The 26,114-nt window shown below is 71.1% G+C and carries 24 protein-coding genes; 4 read left to right on the forward strand and 20 right to left on the reverse strand.

Going from position 1 to position 26,114, the window contains the following annotated elements; genetic code table 11:
* The first annotated feature begins 173 nt into the window (after positions 1 to 173).
* A complete protein-coding gene (gene ctrA, locus JCR33_RS05645) occupies positions 174 to 875 on the forward strand; it encodes a response regulator transcription factor CtrA (protein WP_198881043.1) in 702 nt (233 codons plus the stop codon).
* Positions 876 to 951: 76 nt separating this feature from the next.
* Here ctrA and JCR33_RS05650 read toward each other — a convergent pair whose 3' ends face one another.
* Positions 952 to 1,551: a histidine phosphotransferase family protein gene (locus JCR33_RS05650; RefSeq protein ID WP_198881044.1), complete on the reverse strand. Its 600-nt coding sequence runs from the start codon at positions 1,549 to 1,551 to the stop codon at positions 952 to 954.
* 79 nt (positions 1,552 to 1,630) lie between these two features.
* Here JCR33_RS05650 and JCR33_RS05655 point away from each other — a divergent pair, with 79 nt between their 5' ends.
* Together JCR33_RS05655 and JCR33_RS05660 are read left to right on the forward strand one after the other, a co-directional pair.
* A complete protein-coding gene (locus JCR33_RS05655) occupies positions 1,631 to 2,230 on the forward strand; it encodes a DUF1134 domain-containing protein (protein ID WP_198881045.1) in 600 nt (199 codons plus the stop codon).
* Between the two features lie 164 nt (positions 2,231 to 2,394).
* Positions 2,395 to 3,933 (forward strand): coiled-coil domain-containing protein, encoded by a 1,539-nt coding sequence (locus JCR33_RS05660; protein ID WP_198881046.1) that lies wholly within the window; start codon positions 2,395 to 2,397, stop codon positions 3,931 to 3,933.
* Positions 3,934 to 3,963: 30 nt separating this feature from the next.
* Here JCR33_RS05660 and JCR33_RS05665 read toward each other — a convergent pair whose 3' ends face one another.
* Together JCR33_RS05665 and JCR33_RS05670 are read right to left on the reverse strand one after the other, a co-directional pair.
* Entirely contained in the window at positions 3,964 to 5,334 is a 1,371-nt protein-coding gene (locus JCR33_RS05665; RefSeq protein WP_198881047.1) for a glutamate--cysteine ligase, read from the reverse strand.
* A 96-nt stretch (positions 5,335 to 5,430) separates the two neighbouring features.
* Positions 5,431 to 6,261: a 16S rRNA (uracil(1498)-N(3))-methyltransferase gene (locus JCR33_RS05670; protein ID WP_198881048.1), complete on the reverse strand. Its 831-nt coding sequence runs from the start codon at positions 6,259 to 6,261 to the stop codon at positions 5,431 to 5,433.
* Between the two features lie 45 nt (positions 6,262 to 6,306).
* Here JCR33_RS05670 and xseA point away from each other — a divergent pair, with 45 nt between their 5' ends.
* Positions 6,307 to 7,893: an exodeoxyribonuclease VII large subunit gene (gene xseA / locus JCR33_RS05675; protein WP_198881049.1), complete on the forward strand. Its 1,587-nt coding sequence runs from the start codon at positions 6,307 to 6,309 to the stop codon at positions 7,891 to 7,893.
* A 153-nt stretch (positions 7,894 to 8,046) separates the two neighbouring features.
* On the opposite strand, the gene JCR33_RS05680 is transcribed toward xseA, so the two are convergent.
* The 17 genes from JCR33_RS05680 to JCR33_RS05760 form a co-directional block, all read right to left on the reverse strand.
* On the reverse strand, positions 8,047 to 9,294 hold the full coding sequence (locus JCR33_RS05680) for an ABC transporter substrate-binding protein (RefSeq protein ID WP_198881050.1): 1,248 nt from the start codon (positions 9,292 to 9,294) through the stop codon (positions 8,047 to 8,049).
* A gap of 102 nt (positions 9,295 to 9,396) precedes the next feature.
* Positions 9,397 to 10,977 carry an isochorismatase family protein gene (locus JCR33_RS05685; protein ID WP_198881051.1) on the reverse strand — a complete coding sequence of 527 codons (1,581 nt, stop codon included), beginning with the start codon at positions 10,975 to 10,977 and terminating at the stop codon, positions 9,397 to 9,399.
* A 3-nt stretch (positions 10,978 to 10,980) separates the two neighbouring features.
* Positions 10,981 to 11,829, reverse strand: a complete 849-nt coding sequence (locus JCR33_RS05690) for an N-acyl homoserine lactonase family protein (RefSeq protein ID WP_198881052.1) — start codon at positions 11,827 to 11,829, stop codon at positions 10,981 to 10,983.
* Between the two features lie 186 nt (positions 11,830 to 12,015).
* The gene (locus JCR33_RS05695; protein WP_198881053.1) at positions 12,016 to 12,432 is read right to left on the reverse strand and encodes a hypothetical protein; all 417 of its coding nucleotides are present in this window, start codon (positions 12,430 to 12,432) and stop codon (positions 12,016 to 12,018) included.
* Positions 12,433 to 12,631: 199 nt separating this feature from the next.
* The gene (locus JCR33_RS05700) at positions 12,632 to 13,522 is read right to left on the reverse strand and encodes an amidohydrolase family protein (RefSeq protein WP_198881054.1); all 891 of its coding nucleotides are present in this window, start codon (positions 13,520 to 13,522) and stop codon (positions 12,632 to 12,634) included.
* On the reverse strand, positions 13,519 to 14,619 hold the full coding sequence (locus JCR33_RS05705; RefSeq protein ID WP_198881055.1) for a VWA domain-containing protein: 1,101 nt from the start codon (positions 14,617 to 14,619) through the stop codon (positions 13,519 to 13,521). The genes JCR33_RS05700 and JCR33_RS05705 overlap by 4 nt, the downstream gene beginning before the upstream one ends.
* 36 nt (positions 14,620 to 14,655) lie before the next feature.
* Positions 14,656 to 15,537, reverse strand: a complete 882-nt coding sequence (locus tag JCR33_RS05710; RefSeq protein WP_198881056.1) for an AAA family ATPase — start codon at positions 15,535 to 15,537, stop codon at positions 14,656 to 14,658.
* Positions 15,537 to 15,821, reverse strand: coding sequence for a hypothetical protein (locus JCR33_RS05715; RefSeq protein ID WP_198881057.1), 285 nt, complete (start codon positions 15,819 to 15,821; stop codon positions 15,537 to 15,539). The genes JCR33_RS05710 and JCR33_RS05715 overlap by 1 nt, the downstream gene beginning before the upstream one ends.
* Positions 15,821 to 16,924: a xanthine dehydrogenase family protein molybdopterin-binding subunit gene (locus JCR33_RS05720; protein ID WP_198881058.1), complete on the reverse strand. Its 1,104-nt coding sequence runs from the start codon at positions 16,922 to 16,924 to the stop codon at positions 15,821 to 15,823. The genes JCR33_RS05715 and JCR33_RS05720 overlap by 1 nt, the downstream gene beginning before the upstream one ends.
* A 253-nt stretch (positions 16,925 to 17,177) precedes the next feature.
* The gene (locus tag JCR33_RS05725) at positions 17,178 to 17,528 is read right to left on the reverse strand and encodes a GFA family protein (protein ID WP_198881059.1); all 351 of its coding nucleotides are present in this window, start codon (positions 17,526 to 17,528) and stop codon (positions 17,178 to 17,180) included.
* 102 nt (positions 17,529 to 17,630) lie between these two features.
* A complete protein-coding gene (locus tag JCR33_RS05730) occupies positions 17,631 to 19,355 on the reverse strand; it encodes a xanthine dehydrogenase family protein molybdopterin-binding subunit (protein WP_198881060.1) in 1,725 nt (574 codons plus the stop codon).
* A 4-nt stretch (positions 19,356 to 19,359) separates the two neighbouring features.
* Positions 19,360 to 19,845, reverse strand: a complete 486-nt coding sequence (locus JCR33_RS05735; protein ID WP_198881061.1) for a (2Fe-2S)-binding protein — start codon at positions 19,843 to 19,845, stop codon at positions 19,360 to 19,362.
* Entirely contained in the window at positions 19,845 to 20,645 is an 801-nt protein-coding gene (locus JCR33_RS05740; RefSeq protein ID WP_198881062.1) for an FAD binding domain-containing protein, read from the reverse strand. The genes JCR33_RS05735 and JCR33_RS05740 overlap by 1 nt, the downstream gene beginning before the upstream one ends.
* Positions 20,646 to 20,919: 274 nt before the next feature.
* The gene (locus tag JCR33_RS05745; RefSeq protein WP_198881063.1) at positions 20,920 to 21,372 is read right to left on the reverse strand and encodes an SRPBCC family protein; all 453 of its coding nucleotides are present in this window, start codon (positions 21,370 to 21,372) and stop codon (positions 20,920 to 20,922) included.
* A 2-nt stretch (positions 21,373 to 21,374) separates the two neighbouring features.
* The gene (locus JCR33_RS05750) at positions 21,375 to 21,812 is read right to left on the reverse strand and encodes an SRPBCC family protein (protein ID WP_198881064.1); all 438 of its coding nucleotides are present in this window, start codon (positions 21,810 to 21,812) and stop codon (positions 21,375 to 21,377) included.
* Entirely contained in the window at positions 21,812 to 25,015 is a 3,204-nt protein-coding gene (locus JCR33_RS05755) for a flotillin family protein (RefSeq protein WP_198881065.1), read from the reverse strand. Before JCR33_RS05755 ends, JCR33_RS05750 begins: the two co-directional genes overlap by 1 nt.
* Positions 25,012 to 25,860, reverse strand: coding sequence for a phosphoenolpyruvate hydrolase family protein (locus JCR33_RS05760; RefSeq protein WP_198881247.1), 849 nt, complete (start codon positions 25,858 to 25,860; stop codon positions 25,012 to 25,014). The genes JCR33_RS05755 and JCR33_RS05760 overlap by 4 nt, the downstream gene beginning before the upstream one ends.
* Between the last annotated feature and the right edge of the window lie 254 nt (positions 25,861 to 26,114).

A 26,114-nucleotide genomic window follows, 5' to 3' on the forward strand; every position in this document is an offset into this window, starting at 1 on the left:
TTTACGCGCCTCGCCGGGGCCGTCCGAAACGTGAGGACAACCGCACCGGTGCGCGTCAGGCGACGTGTCGATTTGGTAACAATAAACCAGTTCCGATTCGGCAACGTGCCGGGTCATGTACCCGTCAGACAAGGACCTTGCCGCTTTCGGGCGGACCGCTTGAGAGGAACCGCATGCGCGTTCTATTGATCGAGGACGACAGCGCCACCGCCCAAAGCATCGAGCTCATGCTGAACTCCGAGCGCTTCAACGTGTATACGACCAATTTGGGCGAAGAGGGCATCGATCTCGGGAAGCTGTACGACTACGACATCATTCTTCTGGACATCAACTTGCCGGACATGTCCGGCTACGAGGTGTTGCGGACGCTGCGTGTGTCAAAGATCGACACGCCCATCCTGATCCTGTCGGGTCTCGGCAACATCGAGGACAAGGTGCGGGGCCTCGGCTTCGGCGCCGACGACTACCTCACCAAGCCGTTCCACAAGGACGAGCTGGTCGCCCGCATCAACGCTATCGTGCGTCGCTCCAAGGGGCACGCGGAGTCGATCATCCGCACCGGCGAGCTCGCCGTGAACCTCGACACCAAGACCGTGGACGTCGACGGGCAGCGCGTGCACCTCACCGGCAAGGAGTACCAGATGCTGGAGCTCCTCTCGCTGCGCAAGGGCACCACCCTCACCAAGGAGATGTTCCTCAACCATCTCTACGGCGGCATGGACGAGCCGGAGCTGAAGATCATCGACGTCTTCATCTGCAAGTTGCGCAAGAAGCTGTCGGCGGCGACCGGTGGACGGAACTACATCGAGACGGTGTGGGGCCGAGGCTATGTGCTGCGCGAACCCGATCCCGAGCCGCGCCGCGAGATGGCATGACGGGGGCCGCGTCGCGGCCCCTCCCCTTCGCAGATGGCGCGCATCGGCCGGGTGCGCGCCTTTCTCTATGAGATCCTCAGCGCGCGGTGGTGCGCAGCGTCAGCCGACCTTCGTCGGCGGAGGCCTCCACGCGCGTCCCAATGCTCGCGGCGAGACGGTCGATGATCAGCGCCTGCACGCCGCGCGCGTCGGCGATCTCGCCGCCCTCCGTCACCACGTCGAGAAACTGCGGCGTGCGCAGCTGCGGGCCTTCGGCCGCCACCTCGATGACGCCATCTTCGTAGCGCACGGTGATGGTGCCGCCGCGTGGAACGGCGCCCAGCGCATAGGTTGCGAGGAGCATGCCGAGCTTCACCGTCGTCCGCGGCTCGGCCGCGCCCTGCCACTGCCAATCGAGGCTCGCCCGCTCGCCGGCGAAGACGAGAGCGGTCAGCCGGCCGGCCTCGCCCGGGTCGATCACGTCGGCCCCACCGGCCGCACCGTAGGCGATGCGGGCATATTGGAGCTTCGCCGTCGCCTGGGCGGCACTCTTCTTGATGAGATCGAGCGCCATGTCCGTCATCGCGTCGTCCTCGGCCATCAGCTCGAGTCCGTTCTGGATGGCGCCCACGGGGCCTACGACATCATGGCAAAGGCGCGAGGCAAGCAGGCTCGCAAGGTCGAGTTCGGTCGGCATCGTCGATCCATCGTGTGGCGGGCGCGTGACCGTCGCACGCGTCGTAGCGAATGGTAAAGCCGCTTTCCCGAGGTGTCCCATGTTGCGTTCGTTGACCCGCACCGCCGTCGCCGGTGCTCTACTCCTCGCCCTCGCGGCGCCCCCGCCCGCCCTCGCCTTCGACGGGCAGGCGACGCCGGTGCAGCCTGCCGAGCGGAGCGTCTACACCCAGAACGAGCTGGTCGAGGCCGGCCACACCTTCTTCGGTGAGACTTCCGCCGAGCTCGCCACGATGATCCAGAACGTCTTCGCCGAGTTCGGCCAGCCCAACGGCTACGTGCTCGGCCAGGAGGGGTCGGGCGCCGTGATCGGCGGCCTGCGCTACGGCGAAGGCGTGCTCAACACGCGCGACATGGGCCGCCATCCCGTGTTCTGGCAGGGTCCCTCGGTCGGCTGGGACTTCGGCGGCTCGGGCAGCCGGGTGATGATGCTCGTCTACCACCTGCCGTCGGCGAGCGCGCTCTATCAGCGCTTCACCGGCGTCGACGGTTCGGCCTACGTGGTGGGCGGCCTGTCGATGACGGTGATGGCGGCGGACGACATGATCCTGGTGCCGGTGCGCACCGGCGTCGGCGCCCGGCTCGGCGTCAGCATCGGCTATCTGAAGTTCACCGCCGAGCCCACCTGGAACCCGTTCTGACGCCACCGTACCGGCGGCGGGCGTGGCGCGGGTGCCAGAGCCCGCGCCAAAAGCATGCATTTCCTGGTGAGAGGGGCGCACCGCCGAGGTGACAGTGCCATTTCGCGGGCGCTAAATGTTGCTCGCCTCCCCTTGCGCAACCGTCCACACAGAATGGCCCCACCATGCCCATGACCGACACGATGAGCACCCCCGCCGTCGTCCTCCTCAGCCTCGTGGTGCTCGTCTTGCTGGTCTGGGTGTTCCGAGGGCTCGGCGGCTCCGGCCGCAAGCGCGACAAGGCGCAGGTGATCGCCGCCGTGCAGGCGGAGCGCGACGTGCTGCGCGCCAACCACGCGGTGGAGATCGCGACCCTCGAAGGCCGCCTCGCCGACGCGCAGGCCCGCGCCCAGAGCCAGGCCGAAGCCACCATGCGCCTCAAGACGATGGAGCAGACCCTCGCCACCCTGCGCAAGGAACTCGAGGCGAGCGAGGCGGCGCGCACGACGGCCGAGGAGCGCGTCGCCGCCCTCTCGGCCGAGCAGGAGAGCGTGGCGGAGCGGCTGCGAAACGTGCCGCAGCTCGTCTCGGAGCGCGACAGGGCACGCTCGCAGATCGCCGAGCGGGACGAGACGATCGACGGGCTGCGCCGCGAGCTGCACGAGGCGAACGCCAGCCTCTCGCGCGCCGCCTCGGCACGGGCCGACCAGGGCGCCTCCATCGTCACCCTCACCACCGAGCGGGACGACGCGCTCGCCCGGGCCAACCACGCCGAGGGCCTCGCCGACGGGCTGCACCGCGACATGCAGCAGCTGCGCGACCGTCTCGGCGATGCGCGCCGCGAGTTGGAGGAGATCAAGGCCGCCTCCGGCGACGTCGGCAGCCTGAGGGACCGCGAGGAGAAGCTGCGCCGCACCCTCAAGGAGCGCGAGGACACCATCGCCGAGCTCCGCCAGTCGATGAAGACGTCCGAGCCGATCGCCGACGTGTCCGAGGTGGGGCGCCTGTCCCAGGCGCTCGAGGTGGCAGAGGCGCGTGAGAAGAGCGCGCACGAGAGCCTCTCCCGCCTCGCCTACGAATGTGACGGGCTCAAGAACCGCCTGATCGCCGCGGAGCGGGTGGAGCGGGAATCGAAGGCCGACGTCGAAAAGCGCGAAGCCGTGCTGGAGCTTCGCCTGCAGAAGATCCACGACCTCGAAGCCAAGCTGCGCGAGCAGCACGGCCAGCTAGTGGAGACGCAGCGCCGCGCCACGCTCGCCGAGTCGCGCCTCGCCTCGCAGGCGGAGACGGGCGAGATCGACCCCAACGCCGTCAACGTCACCGCGGCGGAGGCGAACGAGCGGGTGGAGCGGCTCCAGAGGAAGCTCGACCAGGTGCGCGAGGAGAATGGCGCACTGATGGGCGAGCTCGAGGCGCTGCGCCTCGCCGCCACGCAGGGCGAAGGCGAGGAGGGCGGAGCGGAGGCGGCCATCACCGCCCTCACCGAGCAGCTCGACGCCGCGCGCACGCGGATCGACGCCCTCACCAGCGAGAACGCCAGCCTCTCCGCCGCGGCGAGCGAGGCCGGATCGGCGAGCGCGGCGGAGATCGCCTCGCTCAAGGAGGAGCTGCGCAAGCTCGCCGATCGCTTCATGGCCGGCGAGGCGGAGGAGCCCGCGGAGCCGTCCCTTGCCGACCGCATCCGCGCCTTCAAGGCCGCCCGCGCCACCCAGCAGGGCGCCTGAGGGCCCCGCCCGTCACCGGCCGCGCCCTCGTCAGAAGGCGTTGGTGGTGAACACGTGCGTGACGTCGCCCTTCCAGGGCCCTTCGTAGGCGGTGATCAGCTCGTCGGCCGGGGAGCGGCCGGAATGGGCGGCATCTTCCAACGGCGCGAGGAAGACCCGCTCGTCGAGCCCGTCGCTGTTCTTGTAGCCGCGCCGCTTCAGCCCTTCGGCGGAGAGGTTCACGACGTCGCGGGCGATCTCGGCGACGCTGCGCCCCTTCACCATGGTGCCGAGCCCGTCCTTGGGCACGGTCAGCCACATGTGGTGGCGGTCCTCGGCGGTGAACTCCGCGGCGAGCGCCATCGCCTGGTCGAGCACGCCGGGATCGTAGAGCAGGCCCACCCAGAAGGCGGGCAACGCACAGATGCGCCGCCAGGGGCCGCCGTCGGCGCCGCGCATCTCCAGGAAGCGCTTCAGCCGCACCTCGGGAAAGAGGGTGGAGAGGTGGTTCACCCAGTCGCCCATCGTGGGCCGCTCGCCGGGAAGCTTGTCGAACCGGCCGTCCATGAAGTCGGCGAATGTGGCGCTCGTCGCCTCGATGTAGCAGTCCCCGCGCTTGACGAAATACATCGGCACGTCGAGCGCCCACGCGACGTAGCGCTCGTAGCCGAAGCCCTCCTCGAAGGCGAAGGGGATGGGGCCGGACCGGGCGAGGTCCACGTCGTGCCACACGGCGGCGCGGTTGGAGCGGTAGCCGTTGGCCTTCCCCTCGATGAAGGGGGAGTTGGCGAAGAGGGCCGTCGCGATCGGCTGCAAAGCGAGGCCGACGCGCATCTTCTTCACCATGTCGGCTTCGCTCGAGAAGTCGAGGTTAACCTGGATGGTGGTGGTGCGGTACATCATGTCGAGCCCGCGGGTGCCGACCTTCGGCATGTAGGCGGTCATGATGTCGTAGCGCTGCTTGGGCATCTTGGGCATGTCGGCCCGCGCCCAGGTGGGCGCCAGGCCGAGGCCCAGAAAGCCGATGCCGAGCCGCTCGGCGATTTGGCGAACCTGGGCGAGGTGGCCGTTCGCCTCCACGCAGGTCTGGTGCAGGCTCTGAAGCGGCGCGCCGGAGAGCTCGAACTGGCCGCCGGGCTCGACGCTGATCGCCCCACCCCCCGCGGGGTCGGCGAGGCCGATGATGTTGCCCCGCTCCTCGATGGCCTCCCAGCCGGTCAGCGTCTTCATCTCCGACAAGACGCGGCCGATGCCGCTCGGCCCCTCGTAGGGGACCGGCGCGTGATCGGCGAGGTTGAAGGCGAACTTCTCGTGCTCCGTTCCGATGCGGAAGTCGGCCGCCGGCTTCTCGCCCTTGCGGATGTGGTCCACGAGCTCCGCCCGACCGGTGATCGGCGTCTCGTCCAAAGTATCGCGCGCCATAGGCTCCTCGTTCCGCGGGGAGCGCGACCATAGGGACGCACCCGATGCGAGGCAATCACGTGCCATGACACGGATTGCCGCACAACCACCGTTCGCCTAATGCCGTGCCGCCTCCACGAGCGCAAGCAGCGCGACGGCCGCGGTGTCGGCACGCAGCACCCGTGGCCCGAGCGACACACGCACGGCGCGAGGGGTGAAAAGCGCCCTCTCCTCCTGCGAAAAGCCGCCCTCCGGTCCGACGAGCACCGCGAGCGGCCCCATAACGTCGTGGACCGCTGCGTCGTGGACCGTGGCGTCGCGGATCGTGGCGTCGCGGATCGTGGCGTCGCGGAGCGTGGCGTCGCGGATCGTGGCGTCGCGGAGCGTGGCGTCGCGGATCGTGGCGTCGCGGATCGTGGCGACGGGATCGCCCGCCTCGCCGGCGAGCGCCTCGTCGGCCACCACCAGGGTCCGATCGAGCCCGCCGAGGAAGTCGCGCAAGGCGACGGGCTCCACGATCTCGGGCACGGCGACGATGCCGCACTGCTCGCACGCCTCGATGATGTTGGCGCGCAGCCGCTCGGTGTTGATGCGGCGCACCTGGGTGTGCTGGGTGAGGACGGGAACGAGACGGCCGGCGCCCATCTCGGTGGCCTTCTCCACCATGTAATCGAGCCGGGCCTGCTTCAGCGGGGCGAAGGCGTACCAGAGGTCGGGCAGCGGGGTCTGGCTGCCGAGCTGCACCTCGGCGCGCGCCGAGCCGTCCTTCTTGCCGAGCACGTCGATGTCGGCCCGCCACTCCCCGTCGCGGCCGTTGAACACGCGGATCGCGTCGCCCGGCTTGAGACGCAGGACGTTGCGCAGGTAGTTCACCTGGCGTTGATCGAAGGCGACGGGACCCGGCAGGTCGGCGGTCACGAAGAGGCGTGGAGCGTTGAAGTCGCGCACGGTTGCGGTGTTCCAGAGGATCGGTGAAGCGCCTATGGTGGGGCCATGAGTGACCCTTTCCCCCTGTTCGAGGAGGCGGGCCGGCCGCGCTCCAACGCGGCGGAATTCACCGTCTCGGAGTTGTCGCGCGCGGTCAAGCGCACGGTGGAGGACGGGTTCGGCCAGGTGCGGGTGCGCGGCGAGATCTCCGGCTTCCGCGGCCGCCACTCCTCCGGGCACTGCTATTTCTCGCTGAAGGACGTCGACGCCTCCATCGACGCGGTGGTGTGGCGCGGCGCCTTCGCCCGGCTCGGGGTGAAGCCGGAGGAGGGTCTGGAGGTCATCGCCACCGGCCGCCTCACCACCTTCCCGCGCAAGTCGAGCTATCAGATCGTCGTCGAGCAGCTCGAGCACGCCGGCCTCGGCGCGCTGATGAAGCTTCTCGAGGAGCGGCGCCGGAAGCTCGCCGCCGAAGGCCTCTTCGACGAGGCGCGCAAACGGCCGCTGCCGTCGCTGCCGGGGGTCATCGGCGTCGTCACCTCGCCGACGGGCGCCGTCATCCGCGACATCCTCCACCGCGTGTCCGACCGCTTCCCCTCCCGCGTGATCGTCTGGCCGGTGCGGGTGCAGGGCGAGACGTCGGGGGCGGAGGTGGCCGCGGCGGTGCGCGGCTTCGCTGGCGACTATGGCGGACCGCTGCCCGACGTGATCATCGTCGCCCGCGGCGGCGGCAGCGTGGAGGACCTCTGGGGCTACAACGACGAAGAGGTGGTGCGGGCCGTCGTCGCCTCGCCCATCCCCGTGGTCTCGGCCGTGGGCCACGAGACCGACTGGACGCTCATCGACTACGCCGCCGACCATCGCGCTCCCACCCCCACGGGGGCGGCCGAGCGCGTGGTGCCGGTGCGGGCCGACTGCCTCTCCGCCGTCGCCGACCGCAGCCGCCGCCTCGACGTCGCGATGGCGACCTACGTCCACCGCCGCACCGCCGACCTGCGGCTCCTGTCGCGCGGGCTGCCCGCCGCCTCGGCGCTGCTGCAGGGCCCGCGCCAGCGGCTCGACCTCGCCGGCGACCGGCTGTCGGCCGCCCTCTTCCGGGCGACGGCGGAGGCCCGGCGGCGCTATCTCGCCACCGCGACGCGGCTTTCGCCGCACCTTGCCGCCCGTCCGGTCGAGGCCGCGCGCGAGCGCCTCTCCCACACGCTGCGGCGGCTCCATCGCGCGGTCGACCACATCGTCGCCGACCGCCGCCTCGCGGCGGCGCGCACCGGCGGGCGTCTCGCCCCTCACCTCCTCACCCGCCGCCTCGACGAGGCACGGCTGGAGCTGAAGCGCCTCACCACCCGCCGCGACCGCGCCGCCGATGCCCTGTTAGGCGACGCCTCGACCCGGCTCGCGGCGGCGGCGAAGCTCCTCGACGCCGTGTCCTATCGCTCGGTGCTCTCGCGCGGCTTCGCGCTGGTATGGCGGGCGAACGACGAGCCCGTCCGCTCCGCCGCCGCCGTCGCCAAGGGCGAGGCGCTGGAGGTGCAGTTCGCCGACGGCCGCGTGTCCGTGGTGGAGGCGTCCACCTCGCCGCGCCCGGCCCAGTCGCGCGTCAAGCGCGTCAGCCGCTCCCGCAAGGTCGACGACCGGCAGGGCTCGCTGTTCTAGCGCGCTTGCCGCTCAGGTTGGATCAACCTGAGCGCAGAGCAATCGCGCCAGATCTGGAGAGCGAGCCCGTCCCGCTCAACCTGACTCAGCTTGAGCGGGACGTACTGTAGCGGTCGGCCGCGCGGTGGGTCCGCGCGGCCCGCGGGCGCTTTCTCAGCTCGCCTCACACTTCGGCACGTCCCGGCCCGGGCGGCCGATGGCGTCGAACTCCTCCTTCGACATCCCCAGCGTCTGGTTGATGCCGTCCACCTTCTTCACCAGCTTGGTGGCGAGGTTGCCGTCGTCGGTCTCCACCACCTCGATCACGAAGTTGGAGCCGATCGCCTGGCGGTTGTCGTCGAGCGTGATGGTGCCGTTCGGCGCATCGAGCTCGATTGAGGACAGGCACGCGCGGAAGGCACCCTGACCCTCGCCCAATTCGCCACCCAGCTCGTCGAGGCACTGCAACGCCGCGTTGGTGGCGTTGTAGTAGGCGGTGCCGAGGAGCGACGGGCTCGCGAAGCGCTGGTCGGGCGGGAAGGCGTCCTGGTAGGCCTTCACGTACGCCTGCCATTCGGGGTCGTCCCAGGTGTCGGCCTGGGGGCCGGAGGCGGGGGTGCCGACGAGGGCCTGCTTGGCCGAGCCCTTGGAGTTCAGCACCGTGCCGTCGACCATGATGGTGCCGCCGATGAGGTTCGCCGACCCGCCGGCCTGCTGGTACTGGTTGAGGAAGTTCACCGCGTCGCCGCCGCCGAGGCCGAGATAGATGGCGTCGACGTCGTCGGGCAACGCCGCGATCACGCTGGCGAAGTCCTTGGTGCCGAGCGGAACCCAGAAACGCTCCACGATCTCGCCGCCGGCGTTGCAGTATTCGAGCGCGAAGCCGAGGAAGTTGGTGTAGGCGAACGAGTAGTCCTCCGCCACGGAGGCAACGTACTTCCAGTCCTTCTCCTTGGCCACGTAGTCGCCGAGGCCCACGCCCCACTGGGCGCCGTCCATGTTGAAGCGGAAGAAGTTCTCGGACGGGTCGACGTAGGTGGTCTCCTGGGCCCCGGAGGCGCCGTTGATGAAGGTGACGTCGGGATATTCCTTGGCGAGATCGCGGATGGCGATGCCCTCCGAGCCCGACAGCGGGCCGATGACGAAGTCGACCTGGTCCTGCTCGATCAGCTTGCGGGCGGCGCGCACGGCGCTGTCGGGGCTCGCGTCCGTCGCGCCGATCACGTACTCGATGGGCCGCCCGCCCGCCTCGTCCTCGTGCTGCAGGAGGGCGAGCTTGAAGCCGCGAAGGCCGTCCTCGCCGAGCACGGTGTAGGTCCCCTCCAGCGTCGCCATGAAGCCGATCTTGATGGGATCCTGCGCCGCGGCGCTGCCCGCGGCCAGCGCCGCCGCCATCGCGACGGACGTCATGAGATATCGCATATGTCCTCCCTTATTGGGCTTGTTGTTGTTGCGCGCCCGTCTCGTGAGGATAGCGGAGGGGGGCCGGCGCCCCCGTCACCCGTCGTCTGATTTTTTGCCGCCTCAGCCGAGGGCGGCGAGCACCTGATCGGTGGTCGTCACCGCGGCGACGTTCTGCAGCGCGTAGTCGATGGCGGCGCGATGCCAGTCGGCGTTCATCGTCGAGCACGCGTCCTCCGGGATGATCATGAGATAGCCCTTGTCCGCCCCGGTGCGGGCGGTGTGCTCGATGCTCATGTTGGTCCAGGCGCCGCACTCGATGATCGTGTCGCGCCCCTCCGCCTTCAGCACCGTCTCGAGACTCGTCCCCTCGAAGCCCGACATGCGCATCTTCTCCACCACGTGGTCGCCGGGACGCGGCTCGAGGCCGGCGACGGGCGCGGCGCCCCAGGTCCCGCGCACCATCGCCCGCTCGTCGAGGACGCCCTCGAAGAGCGGCGCGTTGAGGGTGAGGCCGTGCGCCCCCTCCGGCACCACGAAGTGGATGTGGATCACCGGAATGGCGAGCGCGCGGCAGCGCTCGGCGAGGCGGCGGGCGTTGTCGACGGCATTCTGCGCGCGGCAGTGGGCGGGAGCACCGGAGGCGGCGAAGGCGCCACCGTCGGACACGACGTCGTTCTGCATGTCCTGGATCACCAGCGCGCAGCGACCCGGATCGAGGGCGAGGCCGTCCCCCTTCGCCGCCGGCGCCGCTGCGGACGGGGCGGGGCGCGCCGGGCTCGGAGGGGACGAGCGGGCGCGCATGAACGGCTCGTTGCGCGGCCCCACCTTCACGTCCACCGCATAGAGCGAGGTGGAGGCGCATACGAAGAGGGTGCGCCAGTCCGCCCCGCCCCAGTGGAAGTTGGCGGCGAGCTCGGGGATCGCGACGTTGCCGATGTGGGTGCCGTCCGGCGCGTAGACCCAGAGGCCGCCCGGCGCCGTCACCCACAGATTGCCCTGATGATCGCACTTCATGCCGTCGGGCACGCCGGGCTTCAGCGTGTCCTTGATGCCGGAGGCGAAGACGCGGCCGTTGTGGAGCCGCCCGTCCCGCACGTCGAACACGCGGATGTTCGCCTGCTCGGTGTCGTTGACGTAGAGGAGGCGCTCGTCGGGCGAGAAGCAGAGGCCGTTCGGCATGGTGAACTGGTAGCGGTCCACCACGAGCTCCGGCTCCCTCCCCGGCGCGGCGCCGGGAGGAACGCGGTAGACGCCCTGAAAGCCGAGCTCGCGCGGCCGCTCCACGCCGAACCCGGGCATGCGCCCGTACCAGGGGTCGGTGAACCAGATCGCACCGTCGCAGGAGACGCAGACATCGTTGGGGCTGTTGAGCTCGCGTCCCTCGAAGTGGGAGGCGAGAACGGTGCGGCTTCCGTCCGGCGCGATGCGGACGAGGCTCGACGTCGCGTGCTCGCACACGATGAGGTTGAGCGCGCCGTCGTAGGTCATGCCGTTGCCCTTGTTCGTCGGGCGCAGCACCTCGCGCACGCCGGCCTTGTCCCAGCGGCGGCGCACATCGGCGGGCATGTCGGAGAAGAGGAGATAGCCGTCGGGATGCCAGACGGGACCCTCGGTGAACTCGAAGCCCGAGCCGAGCTGACGGACCGGCGCGTGTGCGTCGAGGAGACCCGCGAACGCGGGACGGAGCGCGTCGTGGGCCATGGCTCAGGCCGGGAACCAGTCGCGGTTCGGGACCGACTGGGTGATCGGCCCCGGCACCGCCATGTCGAGCCGCCCGATCACCTTGTCGGCCTCGATCTTGGCCGGCTTGTCGTGGATCGGCAGCAGGAAGCGGGAGGAGTTCAGGAGCTTCTTGATCGCCGCCTTCTCCTGCCGCTTCGACACCGAGTGGTTGCCGGTCACCCGCGGCTCGTGGTCGTTCACCTCGTTGAGCGGCTTCACCACCTGGTCGTTGAAGTCGTAGATCACGTCGCCGCAGATGGTGGCGCGCCCCTCGGCGGTCTCCACGTGGACGTTCATCGAGCCCTCGGTATGGGCGCCCGCCCAGTCGAGCGTCACCCCCGGGATGAGCTCGATCTCGCCGGTGATCTCGGTGTCCTCCAGCCGCAGGGCGCCCGGCGTGTGCAGCCGCTCGATGAGGTGCTGGATGTCGGGCTTCGGATATTGCGGGAACATCAGCCCCGACACCGAGTGCTCCAGCTCGCGGCGGTTCAGCACCACCGTGGTGTTCATCGGAAAATGGTCGTCCTTGCCGGCGTGATCGATATGGAGGTGGGTGTGGCAGACATAGCGGACGTCGCCCACCTTCACGCCGTGGCGGGCGAGCTGGTTCTCGATCATGTTCTCGTGGAACTGGAGGCCGCGCATGCCGAGCGTCTCCATGATCGCGTTGTCGCGATAGCCGGTGTCGACCACGATCGGGTAGCGCCCGCCGAGGATCAGGAAGCCGTAGACCGGGACGCGGCGGGTCCGGCCGCACTCGCGCCCCAGAACGAGGAAGCTCGATTCCAGTTCGATGTCGCCATAGTCGAGCAACTTGATCTCAAGCGCCATGTTTCCGTCCCGTCGATTGTTGTCGTGTGGCCCCTCGTGACGGCGGCCTTGGCCACAAAGGCTATCAGCGCCGGCGACCGGGTGCAGGCGGTCGCAGCGAAAAATGAGACGCGGGGGTAAGTCGCCCGGCGCACGAAAAAGGCCGCCCGAATGGGCGGCCTTCGCGTCGGTCGAGGGGGGAGACGCTCAGTCGGCGTCGAGGCGGATCGTCAGACCGCCGTCGTTGCGATCGCGATCATGGTGATAGTCCGGATGATCGCGCTGGTCCTGCCAGCGGTTGCGGCTCTCGCGCCACTCGACCTGGTCCTCGCGACGCTCGGTCTGGCGCTCGATCTTCTCGGCCTTGTTGTAGCCCTTGCGGCGCATGTCGTTGGCCTTGGCGTAGTTGCCGCGGCTCTCGGCGATGCGGGCGCGCTGCTCGCCGCGATCGGCGGCGCGGTCGGCCCGCTTCTCGCCCTGACGCTCGACGCGGTTCTCTGCCGGCGAATCGGTGGTGAGGCGGATCACCTGGGCCTCGGCCGGCGTCGCGGCGGTCATCATCGGCGCCGCCGCACCGAGGGCGAGAGCACCGGCAACGATCAGGGTCTTGGCGGAAGTCATCATCGTTCAACTCCATTCACTGTGCGGCCGCAGCGGGTGCGGCCGGCGTCGCGACCGAAGCCGCGAGGCGTGTGGTGGAGAGAACGTCGCCTTGCCTCCATCGTTCCCACTCAGGATGAATTCCCAACAATTCGATCCCAATATGGCTCAACTATGGCGTCAACCTGAACGTCGAATGAAGACATCAATCGCATCTATGTCTCTATGTCGCGGTGAGACGATACACCTTCTCCGCGCAAGTTCTGAACACGGACTGCCTGTCTTCCTTCGATAGGGGACTGGCGGCCGTCGTAAACGCCCCAATCAGCGATGCATAGTCGGTCCACAACTTCTCTATCGGAAAGTTCGAGCCGAAAAGGCAGCGCTCGGCGCCGAAGAGATCGATCGCCTCGCCGAAGGCCCAGGCGACGTGGTCCGGATCGTTGCGCCGCAGGAAGGTGCCGAAGCCGGAGACCTTGCACACAACGTTCGGAAGACGGGCGAGGGTTCCGATCCGCTCGCGCCACTGCGCCTTGCCCTCGGCCGACAGGTTCTCCGGCATCCCCGCATGCTGCAGCACGAAGGTGACCTCGGGGCAGGCCTCGACGAGCCGCGCCGCCGCCTCCGCCTGGCCGGCGAACACCTGCAGCTCGAACACGAAGCCGTAGTCGGCGAGGTGGCCCACATTTCGGATCACGGCGTCGCTGCCGACGGCCTCGGCATCGGGCGCGAAGCGGTAGAGCGGATTGTGATGCCAGTGCATCTGATGGCGGATGCCGCGCATCAGCGGGAAGGCGGCGAGCTTGTCGAGATCGCGGCGCGCGTCCTCCTGCATCATGTTGGCGTAGGCGGTGATCGCGTGCGGCCAGCCCGTCCGCCCGGCGACGCCCGACACCCAGGCCACCTCGTCGACGAACCAGTTGGGCGCCCAGTTCGCCTGCACGTAGACCGACTTCTCGACGCCCGAGCCGGCGATGTCGGCGAGATACTCCTCGATCAGATAGTCCCGCTTGATGGCGTCGTAGGCGCCGAAGATGCGTGGCTGGGTCGGACCCAGAAGCCACGGCAGGTCGGTGCGGCGCCAGATATGGTGGTGTGCGTCGACAATCCTCATGAAGCTCTCGCGAAGGTCAGGATCTCATGGGTGACGGCCGCCGGCGAGGAGGCATCGCCGATGCGGTCGAGGAAGGGGGCGACGGCGCGCAGCGCCTCCGTCTGCGGCTCGAAGCGCGCGCCGGTCGCGAGCGGCGACAGCCACAGGACGGACCAGGCGAGCCGCGACAGGCGCTCCATGGCGCCGACGAGGGCGGCCGGGTCGCCGCGCTCCAGCCCGTCGGACAGGATCACCACGTAGGCGGAGCGCGCGAACCCCGCGTAGCGCGGGATGACGAGGAAGGCGGCGAGCGCATCGCCGAGCCGGGTGCCGCCGTCCCAATCCGACACGGCGGCGGCCGCGGCCGCGAGCGCCGCCTGCGGGTGGCGGCGGCCGAGGGCACGGGTCACGCGAGTGAGGCGCGTGCCGACGGTGAACACCTCCACCCGCTCGGCCGCATGGACGAGGGTGTGGGCGAAGCGCAGCGCCCGGTCGGTCTCGCCCTTCATCGAGCCCGAGATGTCGACGAGGAGAAGGATGCGCCGCTGGCGGGTGCGGCGGGCGAGGCGCGGCAGGCGCACCACCTCGCCGTCGCGGGCGACCGCCTCGCGCAGCGCGCGGCGCATGTCGGGCCGCGCCCCCCGGCGCCGCGCCACGAGCCGGCGCGAGCGCCGCCGGGGCAGCGCGGCGGGCGCGGCGCGGCGAAACCGCCGCAGCGCCTCCCCCTCATCCATCGCCGCGAAGCCGCGCACGCCGAGCGCCTCGAGCACGCTCGCCTCTCCGCCCGAAAGCGTCTCCTCCTCCGGCTCGATCGGAGCGTCCTCCCCCTCCGGCTCGCTGACGACGGTCTCCTCGTCGTCCTCGGCGCTGGCGGGAGCGGCGACCGTCTGGCCGAGGAAGTGGGCGCGGAAGAGCGCATCGAAGCGGGCGCGGTCTTCCGGCCGGACCGCGAAGGTCGCGAGCGCCGCGCGATGGATGTCGCCCATCTGCCGCGGCCCCAGCAGGCCGACGGCGGCGACGAAGCTCGCCGTCTGCTCCGGCGCCACGGCGATCCCCGCCGCCCGCAGGCGCGGCGCGAAGCTCACCAAGGGGGCGACGGCGCGCGGCAGCTCAGCCATCACGCGCCTCACCGGGCACGACGCCCCGCCCGCCCCTCACGCGGCGGCCTCCTCAAGGATCCCGTCGAGCCGCCCGTCGAGAAAGGCGAGGTCGTCCTGGTCCTTGAGCGCCACCCCGATGGCGCGGCGGAAGGCGGCGGGCCAGGGGCTCCCCTGAGCATGGAGGAGGGTCGCCGCCTCGGCCCACTCCACCGTCTCGGCGACGCCGGGGGCCTTGGCGAGCGGCTCCGCCCGCAGCGCCGTCACGGCCCGCACCACCTTGTCGGCGGTGTCGCGGGCGACGGTGGAGGCGCGCATCATCACGATGTCGGCCTCGCGGCGGGCGTCGGGATAGTCGATCCAGTGGTAGACGCAGCGCCGCCGCAGCGCCTCGTGCAGCTCGCGCGTACGGTTGGAGGTGAGGATCACCACCGGCGCCTCGTCCGCCCGCACCGTCCCCCGCTCGGGGATCGAGATCGAGAAGTCGGAGAGGAACTCCAGGAGGAACGCCTCGAACTCGTGATCGGCCCGGTCGATCTCGTCGATCAGGAGCACCGTGTCGCGCGGATGGCGCAGCGCCTCCAGCATCGGCCGGCCTATCAGGAAGTCGTCGGCGTAGATGTTGACCCACGCCTCGCCCGCCTGGCGGATCGCCAGCATCTGGCGCGGATAGTTCCACTCATAGAGGGCGGCGGCGGCGTCGATCCCCTCGAAGCACTGGAGGCGCACGAGGCGGCGGCCGAGGACCGACGCGATCGCCTTCGCCGCCTCGGTCTTGCCCACGCCGGGCGCGCCTTCGAGGAGCAGCGGCTTGCCGAGGGCGAGCGCCAGATAGGCCGCGGTCGCGAGCTCCTCACCGGCGAGATATTGGGCGTCGGCGAGGGCGCGCGCCAGCGGACCCGGCCCGTCGATGCCGACGATGGACGGGGTCACCGGCATCAGCCCGATCCCCTGCGCTTGGCGACGAGGAGCACCGCGAGCGCGAGCCCCGCCGCGACGAGGAAGATGACGGCCGTCGCGAAGAGCCCGCCGCCGCCGCGCATCAACCCGTAGAGCGCGGCGAGCGCCACCATCAGCGCGGTGCCGGCCGGCACCGCCACCGCGAGCAGCCCCGCGCCGAAGACGCTCTCGCTGAGGCCGAGGATCCCCTCCCCGACCATGCCGAGAACGGCGCCCGCCCCCTCGATCAGGGCGTCGAGATAGCCGGGCAGGGCGACCCGCATCACCATCCCCCCGACGCGGCGCGTCGCGAGGGCCGCACCCCGCCGTTCTCGCGGATGCCCCGAAGCACCTTCTCCGGCGTGATCGGCAGCTCGCGCACCCGCACCCCCACGGCGTCGAACACGGCGTTGGCGACGGCGGGCAGCACCGGATTGGCGCACATCTCGCCGGGCCCCTTGCCGCCATAAGGCCCGTCGGGCGCCGGGCGCTCCAAAATCGCGATGTCGTGCGGGGCGATGTCACCCGGCCCCGGCATCAGGTAGGTGTTGAAGTCGGTCGGCCCGTGGGCGCGGTCGGGATAATAGGGCTCGGTGGTCTCGTAGAGGGCGTGCGACAGCCCCATCCAGGCGCCGCCGACGAGCTGCTGCTCGACGAGGCGCGGATTGAGCGCCCGCCCCACCTCGTAGGCGGAGTTGATCTTGGCGACGGTCACCTCGCCGGTCTCGTCGTCCACCTCCACGTCGACGATCATCGCAGCGTGGGCGAAGCAGGAGACGGGCGTCATCTCGCCGGTCTCCGGGCTCACCTCCGAGAGCGGGATGAGGAAGATGCCGCGCCCCGACACGGTGCGGCCCTGCTTGAACTGCGCCGCCATCGCCGCCTCGCCGGTGGTGATCGAGCGCGAGGGGGCGCCGCGCACGTGGATGTTGCCGCGCCCGTCGGTGACGAGGTCGGCGGCGTTCACCTCGAGCTCCTCGGCGGCCGCCTCCAGCATGACGGCGCGCGCCTCCTTGGCCGCCTCGATCACGGCGTTGCCGACGCGGTGGGTGCCGCGCGAGGCGAACGAGCCCATGCAGTGCGGACCGGTGTCGCTGTCGGCGGTGTCGACATAGACGTCCTCCACCGGCACCCCCAGCGTCTCGGCGGCGATCTGGCGGGTGACCGACTTCATCCCCTGGCCGAGGTCGATCGAGGAGAGCGAGACCATGAACTTGCCGTCGGGGTTCGAATGCACCAGCGCCTGGCTGGGATCGCCCCCGAGGTTCATGCCGATCGGGTAGTTGATGGCGGCGAAGCCCCGCCCTTTGTGCACCGTCATGCCGCCCTCCCGCTTCCTGCGCGCGCCCCATCCGCCCCGCGTCGGCCCGAGCCCCCGAGGACGCATCCGGCCGCCCCCTGCCGTGCCGCCGCCGCGGCGGTGCCCCTCCCCGTTCCGGTGGTGAGACGAGAGCGACGTTCCGGCGGAGCCGACACCCTCAGAACCGCGCCGAAGGGCTCGCGGGTCAAGGCCGAAGAGCGCAGCGTGCCTTGAGGCGCGAGCCCTTCGGCGCGAGACTTATGGGGTGTGGTCGCCTCACGGTACCCCGCGCCCGCGATGCCGCCCGTAAGGGCGGCGAGGCGTCCAGCGCCTGCGCCCGCTAGCGGTCGCTGTCGTGGTTCACCCCGTCGACCCACTCCCAGTCCACGGCGCGGATGTCGATCCCGTCGACGCAGGCGACGTTCACCCCGCACTCGCGCGGATCGGAGCGGCGCTGATGGTGGGTGTAGATCCCGCAGACGCCGCAGAAATAGTGCTTCGCCGTCATGGTGTGGAATTGATAGAGGCGCAGCGTGTCGCCCTTTTCCACGGTCAGCTCGGCGACCGGCACCGTCACCATGATCGCGCCGCGCCGGCGGCAGAGCGAGCAGTCGCAGCGGATCGCGCTCGAGAGGTCGAGATGCGGGAAGGAGAGGCGCACGGCGCCGCAGTGGCAGGTGGCGATGGGCATCGGCGGACCTCGCGGCTCGGGAGGCGGCCACTCTAGCCCCGCCCCGGCCGGCGGGGCAGCCCGCGCGCGCCGCGGTGAGCGTGCGATGGCGGGTTGTCCCCATCACCGCCGCCTCAGCCCGGAGATCGAGGAGAAGCGCGTCGGCGCGCGGCGCGGCGGCTCGCCGGGGGCCGGCGGCGCGGGCGACGGCGGCTCCGGCCGCGGCGGCGCCCCGGCATAGGCGGGCTCGCGCCGCGGCTCGGGCGTCCTCGACGGTTCATGACGCGGTGGCTCGTGGCGTGGCGGCTCGTGGCGTGGCTCGGGCCGGGGCGCGGAGCCTGGTGCGGGGCGCGGGTCGCCGCGGCCCGTCGGCTCGGCGGGCCGCCCGCCCTGCGCGTAGCTGCCGGAGGAGAAGCCGGCGACGCGGCCGTGCTCGTCGGTCGCGGTGAAGGCGGGGAGCTCGGCGCGCGCGCCGCCGCCCCCCGTCAGCGAGGAGGCCGCCCTCGCCGCCTGAGACAGTCCCCACCCCGCCTTCCCGGCCGCCACCTGGCAGCACTCGACGAGCGCCGTGTTCTTCGCGAGCCGGCGGTGGGCCTTCATGTCGCCGTCGCGGTAGGCGTTGAGGATGCGCAGCTCGATCGGATCCATGCCGATCGTGTCGGCCACCTCGTCCATGTGGCTCTCGATGGCGAAGTCGACGCCGGTCACGCCGAAGCCGCGCATCGCCGTCGCCGGGGTACGGTTGGTGAAGACGCAGTAGACGTCGGCATAGACGTTGGGGATCGTATAGGGCCCCGGCAGGTGCCCGACACCCTTGATGATCGCGTAGGAGGAGAGCCGCGTGGTGGCGCCGGCGTCGAAATAGCCGACGAACTTGCGCGCCACGATGCGCCCGTCGTTCATCACCCCGTCGGTGAGATACCAGCGCTCGGCGCCGCGCGGGGCGCCCACCTGCATCTCCTCCTCGCGATCGAACATGTACTTGCAGGGCCGGCCCGTCAGCATGGTGCCGAGGATCGCCATCGGCTCGTGCAGGCTGTCGACCTTGCCGCCGAAGCCGCCGCCCACCGTGCCGCCGATGAAGTGGAGCCGCGCCGACGACACGTCGAGGAGCTTCACCGCGGTGCCGAGCGAGAAGAACAGCGCCTGGGTGGAGGTGTAGCAGACGAAGCGGTCGTTGGTCTCGGGCGCGGCGATGGCGCCGCACGTCTCGATCGGTGCCTGCTCGATGGGCGACATCTGATAGCGCCCGGTGACGACGTGGTCGGCCGTGCGCAGGGCCGCCTCGACGTCGCCATAGCGCAGCTTCTGGTGGTCGTACTTGCCGTGATAGACGAAGAGGTTGCCGGGATAGGCGGGGTTCACCGCCGGCGCCCCCGGCTTGATCGCCTCCTCGACGTCGAGGACGTGCGGCAGCGCCTCCCAGTCGACCCGCACCGCGCGGCATGCCTCGCGCGCCTGGCGCTCGGTGTCGGCGATCACCGCCGCGACCGGCTCGCCCTTATAGGCGACGCGCTCGGAGGCGATCAGCTCCTCGTCGTCGAGACCGAAATCGAGGAGCGACAGCAGCGTGTTGAGGTTGTGCGGCACGTCGCGCGCGGTGATCACGCGGCGCACCCCCGGCATCCGCTCCGCCGCGCTCGTGTCGACGCGGCGGATGCGGGCGTGGTGGTGCGGCGAGCGCGCGCAGCGGATGTGGCAGAGGCCGTCGAAGAGGTGGTCGTCGTAGAACGGCGAGCGGCCGGTGACGTGGCCGAGCATGTCCTGGCGCTGCGTCGGCTTGCCGATCTCGTTGAGATCGTCGTCGCGCTCGTCGGCGAAGAGGTCCTTGCGGAATTCGATGGCCATGTCCCTACCCCGCCCGTCGCGCGCCGCCGCTGCCGGCGGCCGTGAGGATCGCCTCGATGATCGCCTCGTAGCCGGTGCAGCGGCAGAGGTTGCCGGAGATCGCCTCCACCACCTCCTCCCGCGTCGGCCGCGGGTTGTCTTTCAGGAGCGCCGTCGCCGACATCAGCATGCCGTCGGTGCAGTAGCCGCACTGGGCGGCGAAGTGGCTCATGAACGCCTCCTGCAGCGCCGACAGGCGGTTCCCCTCGGCGAGCCCCGCCACGGTGTCGACGCGGCCGCCGTCCACCGTCTCGGCGAGGGTGAGGCACGAAAGGCGCGGCGCGCCGTCGACGATCACGGTGCAGGCGCCGCAGGTGCCCTGGCCGCAGCCATATTTCGGCGTCAGGTCGCCGACGCCGCGACGCAGCACGTCGAGGAGGTTGGCGCCCTCCTCCACGAACACGGCGCGCTCGGCGCCATTGTGGGTGAAACGGATCGGCTTCTGGGCCATCAGCGGATCCCCGTGAGGAGGCGGGCGAGGTGGACGCCGGCGACCTCGCGCCGGTACCAGGCGCTGGCGAGGGCGTCGTCGGGCGGGTCGAACCCCTCTGCCGCCGCGCGCGCGGCAGCGGCGATGGCGGCAGCGTCGAGGCTGCGCCCCTCGAGCGCGCGCTCGGCCTCCGCCGCCCGCACCGGGCGCGGCCCCATGCCGTTGAAGACGATGCGCGGGCGCTCGATGCGGCCGCCGGGGCGCGGCAGGAGCGCCGCGATCGAGATCAGCGAGACGCCCTTCGGCTTCACCCGCGACACCTTGCAGAAGTGGAAGGCGCCGCGCGGGTCGGCGACGCGCACCGCGGCGACGAGGCCGCCGGCGCCACTGCCGGAGGGGCGCATCAGCTCCTCGATCGGCTGGCGGCGGCCGTCGGCGGTCTCGATCGTCGCGCCGAGGGCGAGGAGCGCCGCCGCCATGTCGCCGTAGGGCGCGGCAGCGAAGAGGTTGCCGGCGACGGTCGCGGCCGCGCGCACCTGCGGCCCGCCGATCACCCGCGCGACGGGGGCGAGGAAGGCGGTGTCGCGGTGGCGCGCGAGCTCGGCCATCGTGACGCCGGCGCCGATCATGATCTCGCCGCCCTCGGGGCGGATCTGACGCAGCGCCGGATCGGTGGCGCGCACGATGGTGCTAATCGACGGGTCGGCCTCGTTGAGGGCGCGCATCAGGATGGTGCCGCCGCCGAGGAAGCGGGCGCGGCCGCCGGCCATCGCGCGCTGCGCCTCGGCGAGCGTCGCATAGGTCTCGACCGTCACAGCCATGGGCGGGCCTCCCCGGCTCCGTGCGCGGGGGCGCCGACGAAGGGGAGCGCGCGGCAGACGCCCACCGCCCTCATGCCCGAAGGATCGCCCGGCGGCCCGGACGCGTCAACGGCTCCGCCGTCCTCCACTTCGTTCCGGCCCTCCGGGTGACCCGTCCGGACCGCCGGGCGATGGCGGTCGCATGACGGCTCCGGAGGAACGACGGGGGCTCGACTCTCCAGAGGAACGGGAGGGAGTGCCGGCGGCAGCGCCGCCCGGATGGGGAGAAGGTCCATCAATGCTCGCTCCCTCCGCTCGCGATGTGGGCGCGGATCGCCGTCATGCCGGCGCCGTAGATCTCTTCCGACACCATCCGCTTCAGCTCCGCCTCGCGGCCCGCGGGGGTGTCGAAGCGCGATTCCCACTGCCAGAAGGTCAGGTCGCCGTCGGTCACCGGGAAGAGGCGCACGTGGGCGACGTAGTTGAAGAGCGGCACCGGCGTGTCGAGCAGGCAGTAGGTGAAGGCCATGTCTATGTCGGAGAGCGTCAGGAGCTGCTCGCGCAGCTCAGAGCCGTCGGCGAGATGGAAGCGCCGCACGCCGCCCACCTTGTCGGTCGGGGCGCCCCGCTCCATGGCGCTGTCGGCTACCGCCGGGTGCCAGCGGTCGTGGCCGTTGAAGTCGCGCAGCACCGCCCACACCGGCTCCACCGGCGCCTCGATGATGGTGCTCATGGAGATCTTCACCATGGTCAGCGCGTGAAGTGGCGCTTCAAGGCGTCGAAGCCCGCCTGGAAGACGTTGGTGCCGACGCCCGCGACGAGATCGTCGGCCGCCTCGGGGGCGCACTCGAACTCGGCCGACCACTCGCAGAAGGCGCGGTCGCCGTCGGTGATCGGGGTGATCCTGAGCGTCGCCACGTAGTCGGTGAGCGGCATCGGGCTCTCGAGGATCGCGTAGGTGCAGAAGAGGTCGTAGTCGGAGAGGCCGAGCAGCTTCTCGCGGATGCGGTCGCCGTTCTGCAGGCGGAAGTCGCGCACGCAGCCGATCTTGTCGGACGGCTCGCCGTTCTCGATGCGGCTCTCGCGGATGCGCGGGTGCCAGCGCGGCAGGCCGTTGAAGTCGCGCACCCGCTCCCAGACGCGCCCCGACGGCGCGTCGACGACGCTGGAGATGTAGATGCGGGGCATCAGCGCGACCCGCCGTCCGAGCCGCTGCCGGGGCCGGAGCTGCCGGCGCTGCCCGGGGAGCGCTCCGCCGTCGCGGTGTCGCCACCCTCGGAGCGGCCGCCCGAGGCGCCGCCGCCACCCGGACCGGCGCCGGAGCCGCCCCCCGCGCCGCCACGCCCCGCCTCCTTGGCGATGCGCTGCATGTCGCTCGCCTCGCGGATCAGGCCGCCCATCTTGGAGAGGTTGCCGCCCTCGATGCCGATGTCGGCGAGGAGACTGTCGACGAGCGGCGCCTGCACGCGGTAGCGCAGCGCCGAGTTGATCACCTCGTCCGTCGCCGTGCGGTAGGTGCCGTCGCCGTTCGAGTAGCCCCCGCCGCCGTTCGCGCCGTCCATCTGCACGATGCGGATGTCGGAGATGCGCTCCATCGGCTTGACCGAGGCCGCCACGATGCCCTCGATCCGCTCCAGCAGGCGCCGGCGGAACAGCGAGGCGCGCGAGCCGTCGGTGAGGACGTTCTCGGCCTCGTTGATGAGCTTCTGCGCCTCCGCCTCCACCGCGCGGCGCACCTTCTCGGCGTCGGCGGCGTAGCGGGCCTCCTCGGCGGCCTTCTCGGCCATCAGGACGTCGATCGACTTCCGGCGGTTCGCCTCCTCGGTCTCGCGCACCGTCTTGACGCGCTCCTCGGCCTCGGCGGCGCGGGCCTTCGCGGTGTCGGCCTCGATGCGGGCGGCGGTCTCCTCGAGGCTCTTCGCGTAGAGCGCGATGGCGCGCTCCATGTTGGCGAGCTCCACCTCGCGCTCGCGCACGATCTCGCGGCGGCGCCGCTCGGTCTCGTGGCCGATGCGCGCCTCGTCGAGGCCGCGCTCGGAGGCGATGCGGGCGCGCTCGATCTCCTCGGTGGAGGCGATCTCCGCTTCGCGCAGAGCCTGCACGCGGGCGATCTCGAGCTGCTCGGTGGAGCGGCGGCGCTCGAGCTTCGCCGCATCGAGGGCGCGCTCGCGCTCGATGTCGGAGCGCGCCACGTCGCGTCCCGCCTCGATCTCGGCGCGGCGCACCTTGGCGTCGGCGACGGCGCGCTCGGCCTTCTTGGCGGAGAGCTGGATGACGCGGCCCTCGTCGGCCTCCTCCACCGCGCGGCGGCGGTCGATGTCGGACACCTCGCGCTCCTGCTGGGAGGCGATGCGCTCGATCTCGAGCCCCAGCTCCATCTCGATGCGCTGGCGCTCGGTGGCGTCGCGGCGGCGGATGTCGGCCGCCTCCACCGCGCCCTCGCGGCTGATCTCGCGCTCGCGGGTGTCCTGCTGGGCCGCGATGCGCTCCGCCGACAGCATCTTGTCGCGGGCGATGCGGGCGGCTTCGACGGCCTCCGCCGCCTTCACCTCGGCCTCGTCGAGCGCCTGGTTGCGGCGGATCTCCAGCGCGCGCACCGCCTCGTCGCGGCCGATGCGGGCGGCCTCGGTGCGCTCCGAGGCGGCGGTCGCCGAGATATCCGTCACCGCGCGCGCCGCGATGCGCTCCTCCTCGATGACCTTTTCGTTTGCGATGCGGGCGCCCTCCACCGTGCGGCGGGCGGCGATGTCGGCCTCGTCGACGGCGCGGGTTCGGGCGATCTCGCGCTCGCGAGTATCCTGCTCGGCGGCGATGCGCTCGGCCGCCACCACCTTCTCGCGGGCGATGCGCGCCGCCTCGATCGCCTGCTCGGCGGCGATCGCGGCCGCCTCGACGGCCTCCTGGCGGGCGATCTCGAGCTCGCGCACGCGGCGGTCGGTGGCGATCCGCTCCTCCGACGTCACCGCGGCCTCGGCGATGCGCATCTTCTCCACCGTCTCGCGGGCGAGGATCTCGGCCTCCTCCACGGCGCGGTTGCGGGCGATCTCGCGGCGGCGCGTCTCCTCCTCGCTCGCAAGGCGCGCCTCGAGGATCGCGCGGTCCTGCGCGATGCGGGCCTTCTCGGTCTCCTCGCGCGCGGCGATCTCGGCCGCATCGAGGGCGCGCTGGCGGGCGATGGCGCGGGCCCGCGTCGTCTCCTCGGCGGCGATCCGGCCCTCCTCGACTGCCCGCTCCTGGTCGATGCGGGCGCTCTCGGTCGCCTCGCGGGCGGCGATCTCGGTCTCCTCGATCAGCCGGCGGCGGGCGATCTGGCGCGCCTCGACGTCCTGCTCGGAATGGATGCGGGCCTCGGCGACGGCGCGCTCCTGGGCGATACGGGCGGTGTCGGTCTCCTGGCGCGAGGAGATCTCGGCGGCATCGATCGCGCGCTGGCGGTGGATCTCGCGCTCGCGGATCTCGCGCTCGGAGGTGATGCGCACCTCGGCGATCGACTGCTCGTTGGCGATGCGGGCGAGCTCGATGGTCTCACGCGCGGTGATCTGGGCGCGCTCGGCCTCGGTCTCCCGCTCGGCGCGCTCGCGGGCGATCTCGGCGCGCTGCTGCGCGCGGCGGAACTCCACGTCCCGCTCCTGCTCGAGCCGCGCCTCCTCCGACTGCCGCTCGATGGTGAGCGCTTCCTTCTCCGCCTCGAGATTGCGGGCGCGGATGCGGATCATCGAATCCTGCTCGATCTCGTTACGCGCTGTGCGACGCGCCTCGATCTCGCGGATCAGCTCGGTCAGGCCCTCCGCGTCGAACCGGTTGGAGGGGTTGAAGAATTCGAGCGCCGTCTGGTCGATGTCCTTGATCGCGACGCTCTCGAGCTCGAGGCCGTTCTGCTCCAACGCCTCCTGGGCGAGCTCCTTGACGCGGCGGACATAGTGGCCGCGCTGCTCGTGAATGGCGGCCATCGCCATCTCGGCGGCCGCCGTGCGCAGGGCCGATTCGAACTTGCCCGCAAGGAGCGGCTGCAGCCGGTCGGGGTCCACCGTGCGCCGGCCGAGCGTGGAGGCGGCCCGCGACACGGCCGCCCGCTCCGGCCGCACCCGCACGTAGAACTCCGCCTCGACGTCGACCCGCATTCGGTCCTTGGTGATGATCGCGTTCTCGCGGTTGCGGATCACCTCCAGAGGCAGCGTGTGCATCGCCACCGGGGTGATGTCGTGGATGATCGGCCAGACGAAGGCGCCGCCGTCGATCACCACCTTCTCGCCGAGAAAGCCGGTGCGCACGAACGCCGTCTCCTTGGTGGAGCGGCGATAGAGCCAGTGCATCACCCAGTAGACGACGAAGACGACGATGACCGCGAGGATCAGCCACAAGATGAGCTGGCCGATGAATTCCCCCGTCATGATGACCTCCCGAAGTTGCCGGCGCTTTGGCCGATCTCTTTGAATTTTCTCGTATTCTCGGTGAGTGCGATTTCCGTCGGCAGGCGCTCCATGGAGGACGCGCCATAAAAGCCGTGGCAGTGCTCGGTGTTGGCGAGGACGAAGGCGGCGTCGTCGGGCGTCGCCACCGGGCCGCCATGGACGAGGACGAGGACGTCGGGCTTCACCGCGAGCGCCGCCGCCGCCCAGGCGTCGACGAGGGCGGGGCAGTCCTTCAGCGTCAACGCCGTCTCCGCGCCGATCGAGCCGCCGGTGGTGAGCCCCAGATGGGTGACGATGATGTCGGCCCCCGCCTTGGCCATCGCCACCGCGTCGGCCTCGCCGAAGACGTAGGGCGTCGTCAGGAGGTCGCGAGCGCGGGCCTTGCGGATCATCTCCACCTCGAGGGCGTAGCTCATGCCCGTTTCCTCGAGGTTGGCGCGAAAGGTGCCGTCGATCAGACCGACGGTGGGGAAGTTCTGCACCCCGGCGAACCCCACCCGTTTCACCTCGTCGAGGAACGCGTCCATCGAGCGGAAGGGGTCGGTGCCGCAGACCCCGGCGAGCACGGGGGTGCGCTGCACCACCGGCAGCACCTCGGCGGCCATCTCCATCACGATGGCGTTGGCGTCGCCATAGGGCATCAGCCCGGCGAGGGAGCCGCGACCGGCCATGCGGAAGCGGCCGGAATTGTAGATCACGATGAGGTCGATCCCGCCGGCCTCCTCGCACTTGGCCGAGAGGCCGGTGCCCGCGCCGCCGCCGATGATGGGGCGGCCGGCCGCGAGCTCGGCCCTCAGGCGCGTCAGGATCGGGATGCGGCCCATCGAATGGCTCTCCGTCATGGCGTCGAAACGGTTGGCGAGGACGTCGCGCATGTCGCGGTGCGCGAGGTCGAGCCAGCGGTGGAGCGGCAGGGGCTCGACCGCGAGGCCGGCGCGCGCATAGTCGACGAGGACGGTGCCGGCGTGGGCGGGCGAATAGGCGAAGATCCAGTCGGCGGCGGGCAGGTGGGCGAAGGGCTCGAAGCGCGCCGTCCCGTTCCCCTCGGCGAGCCAGGCCTGGGCGTTCGCCATCTCCT

This window comes from Acuticoccus mangrovi (assembly GCF_016411865.1).
In the GTDB taxonomy this organism is placed as follows: Bacteria; Pseudomonadota; Alphaproteobacteria; order Rhizobiales; family Amorphaceae; genus Acuticoccus; species Acuticoccus mangrovi.

Coding starts and splice junctions, on each gene's coding strand:
- ctrA (WP_198881043.1), top strand. CDS start 174: ATGCGCGTTCTATTGATCGAGGACGACAGCGCCACCGCCCAAAGCATC.
- JCR33_RS05650 (WP_198881044.1), bottom strand. CDS start 1,551: ATGCCGACCGAACTCGACCTTGCGAGCCTGCTTGCCTCGCGCCTTTGC.
- JCR33_RS05655 (WP_198881045.1), top strand. CDS start 1,631: ATGTTGCGTTCGTTGACCCGCACCGCCGTCGCCGGTGCTCTACTCCTC.
- JCR33_RS05660 (WP_198881046.1), top strand. CDS start 2,395: ATGCCCATGACCGACACGATGAGCACCCCCGCCGTCGTCCTCCTCAGC.
- JCR33_RS05665 (WP_198881047.1), bottom strand. CDS start 5,334: ATGGCGCGCGATACTTTGGACGAGACGCCGATCACCGGTCGGGCGGAG.
- xseA (WP_198881049.1), top strand. CDS start 6,307: ATGAGTGACCCTTTCCCCCTGTTCGAGGAGGCGGGCCGGCCGCGCTCC.
- JCR33_RS05680 (WP_198881050.1), bottom strand. CDS start 9,294: ATGCGATATCTCATGACGTCCGTCGCGATGGCGGCGGCGCTGGCCGCG.
- JCR33_RS05685 (WP_198881051.1), bottom strand. CDS start 10,977: ATGGCCCACGACGCGCTCCGTCCCGCGTTCGCGGGTCTCCTCGACGCA.
- JCR33_RS05690 (WP_198881052.1), bottom strand. CDS start 11,829: ATGGCGCTTGAGATCAAGTTGCTCGACTATGGCGACATCGAACTGGAA.
- JCR33_RS05695 (WP_198881053.1), bottom strand. CDS start 12,432: ATGATGACTTCCGCCAAGACCCTGATCGTTGCCGGTGCTCTCGCCCTC.
- JCR33_RS05700 (WP_198881054.1), bottom strand. CDS start 13,522: ATGAGGATTGTCGACGCACACCACCATATCTGGCGCCGCACCGACCTG.
- JCR33_RS05705 (WP_198881055.1), bottom strand. CDS start 14,619: ATGGCTGAGCTGCCGCGCGCCGTCGCCCCCTTGGTGAGCTTCGCGCCG.
- JCR33_RS05710 (WP_198881056.1), bottom strand. CDS start 15,537: ATGCCGGTGACCCCGTCCATCGTCGGCATCGACGGGCCGGGTCCGCTG.
- JCR33_RS05715 (WP_198881057.1), bottom strand. CDS start 15,821: ATGCGGGTCGCCCTGCCCGGCTATCTCGACGCCCTGATCGAGGGGGCG.
- JCR33_RS05720 (WP_198881058.1), bottom strand. CDS start 16,924: ATGCGTCCTCGGGGGCTCGGGCCGACGCGGGGCGGATGGGGCGCGCGC.
- JCR33_RS05725 (WP_198881059.1), bottom strand. CDS start 17,528: ATGCCCATCGCCACCTGCCACTGCGGCGCCGTGCGCCTCTCCTTCCCG.
- JCR33_RS05730 (WP_198881060.1), bottom strand. CDS start 19,355: ATGGCCATCGAATTCCGCAAGGACCTCTTCGCCGACGAGCGCGACGAC.
- JCR33_RS05735 (WP_198881061.1), bottom strand. CDS start 19,845: ATGGCCCAGAAGCCGATCCGTTTCACCCACAATGGCGCCGAGCGCGCC.
- JCR33_RS05740 (WP_198881062.1), bottom strand. CDS start 20,645: ATGGCTGTGACGGTCGAGACCTATGCGACGCTCGCCGAGGCGCAGCGC.
- JCR33_RS05745 (WP_198881063.1), bottom strand. CDS start 21,372: ATGGTGAAGATCTCCATGAGCACCATCATCGAGGCGCCGGTGGAGCCG.
- JCR33_RS05750 (WP_198881064.1), bottom strand. CDS start 21,812: ATGCCCCGCATCTACATCTCCAGCGTCGTCGACGCGCCGTCGGGGCGC.
- JCR33_RS05755 (WP_198881065.1), bottom strand. CDS start 25,015: ATGACGGGGGAATTCATCGGCCAGCTCATCTTGTGGCTGATCCTCGCG.
- JCR33_RS05760 (WP_198881247.1), bottom strand. CDS start 25,860: ATGGGCCGCATCCCGATCCTGACGCGCCTGAGGGCCGAGCTCGCGGCC.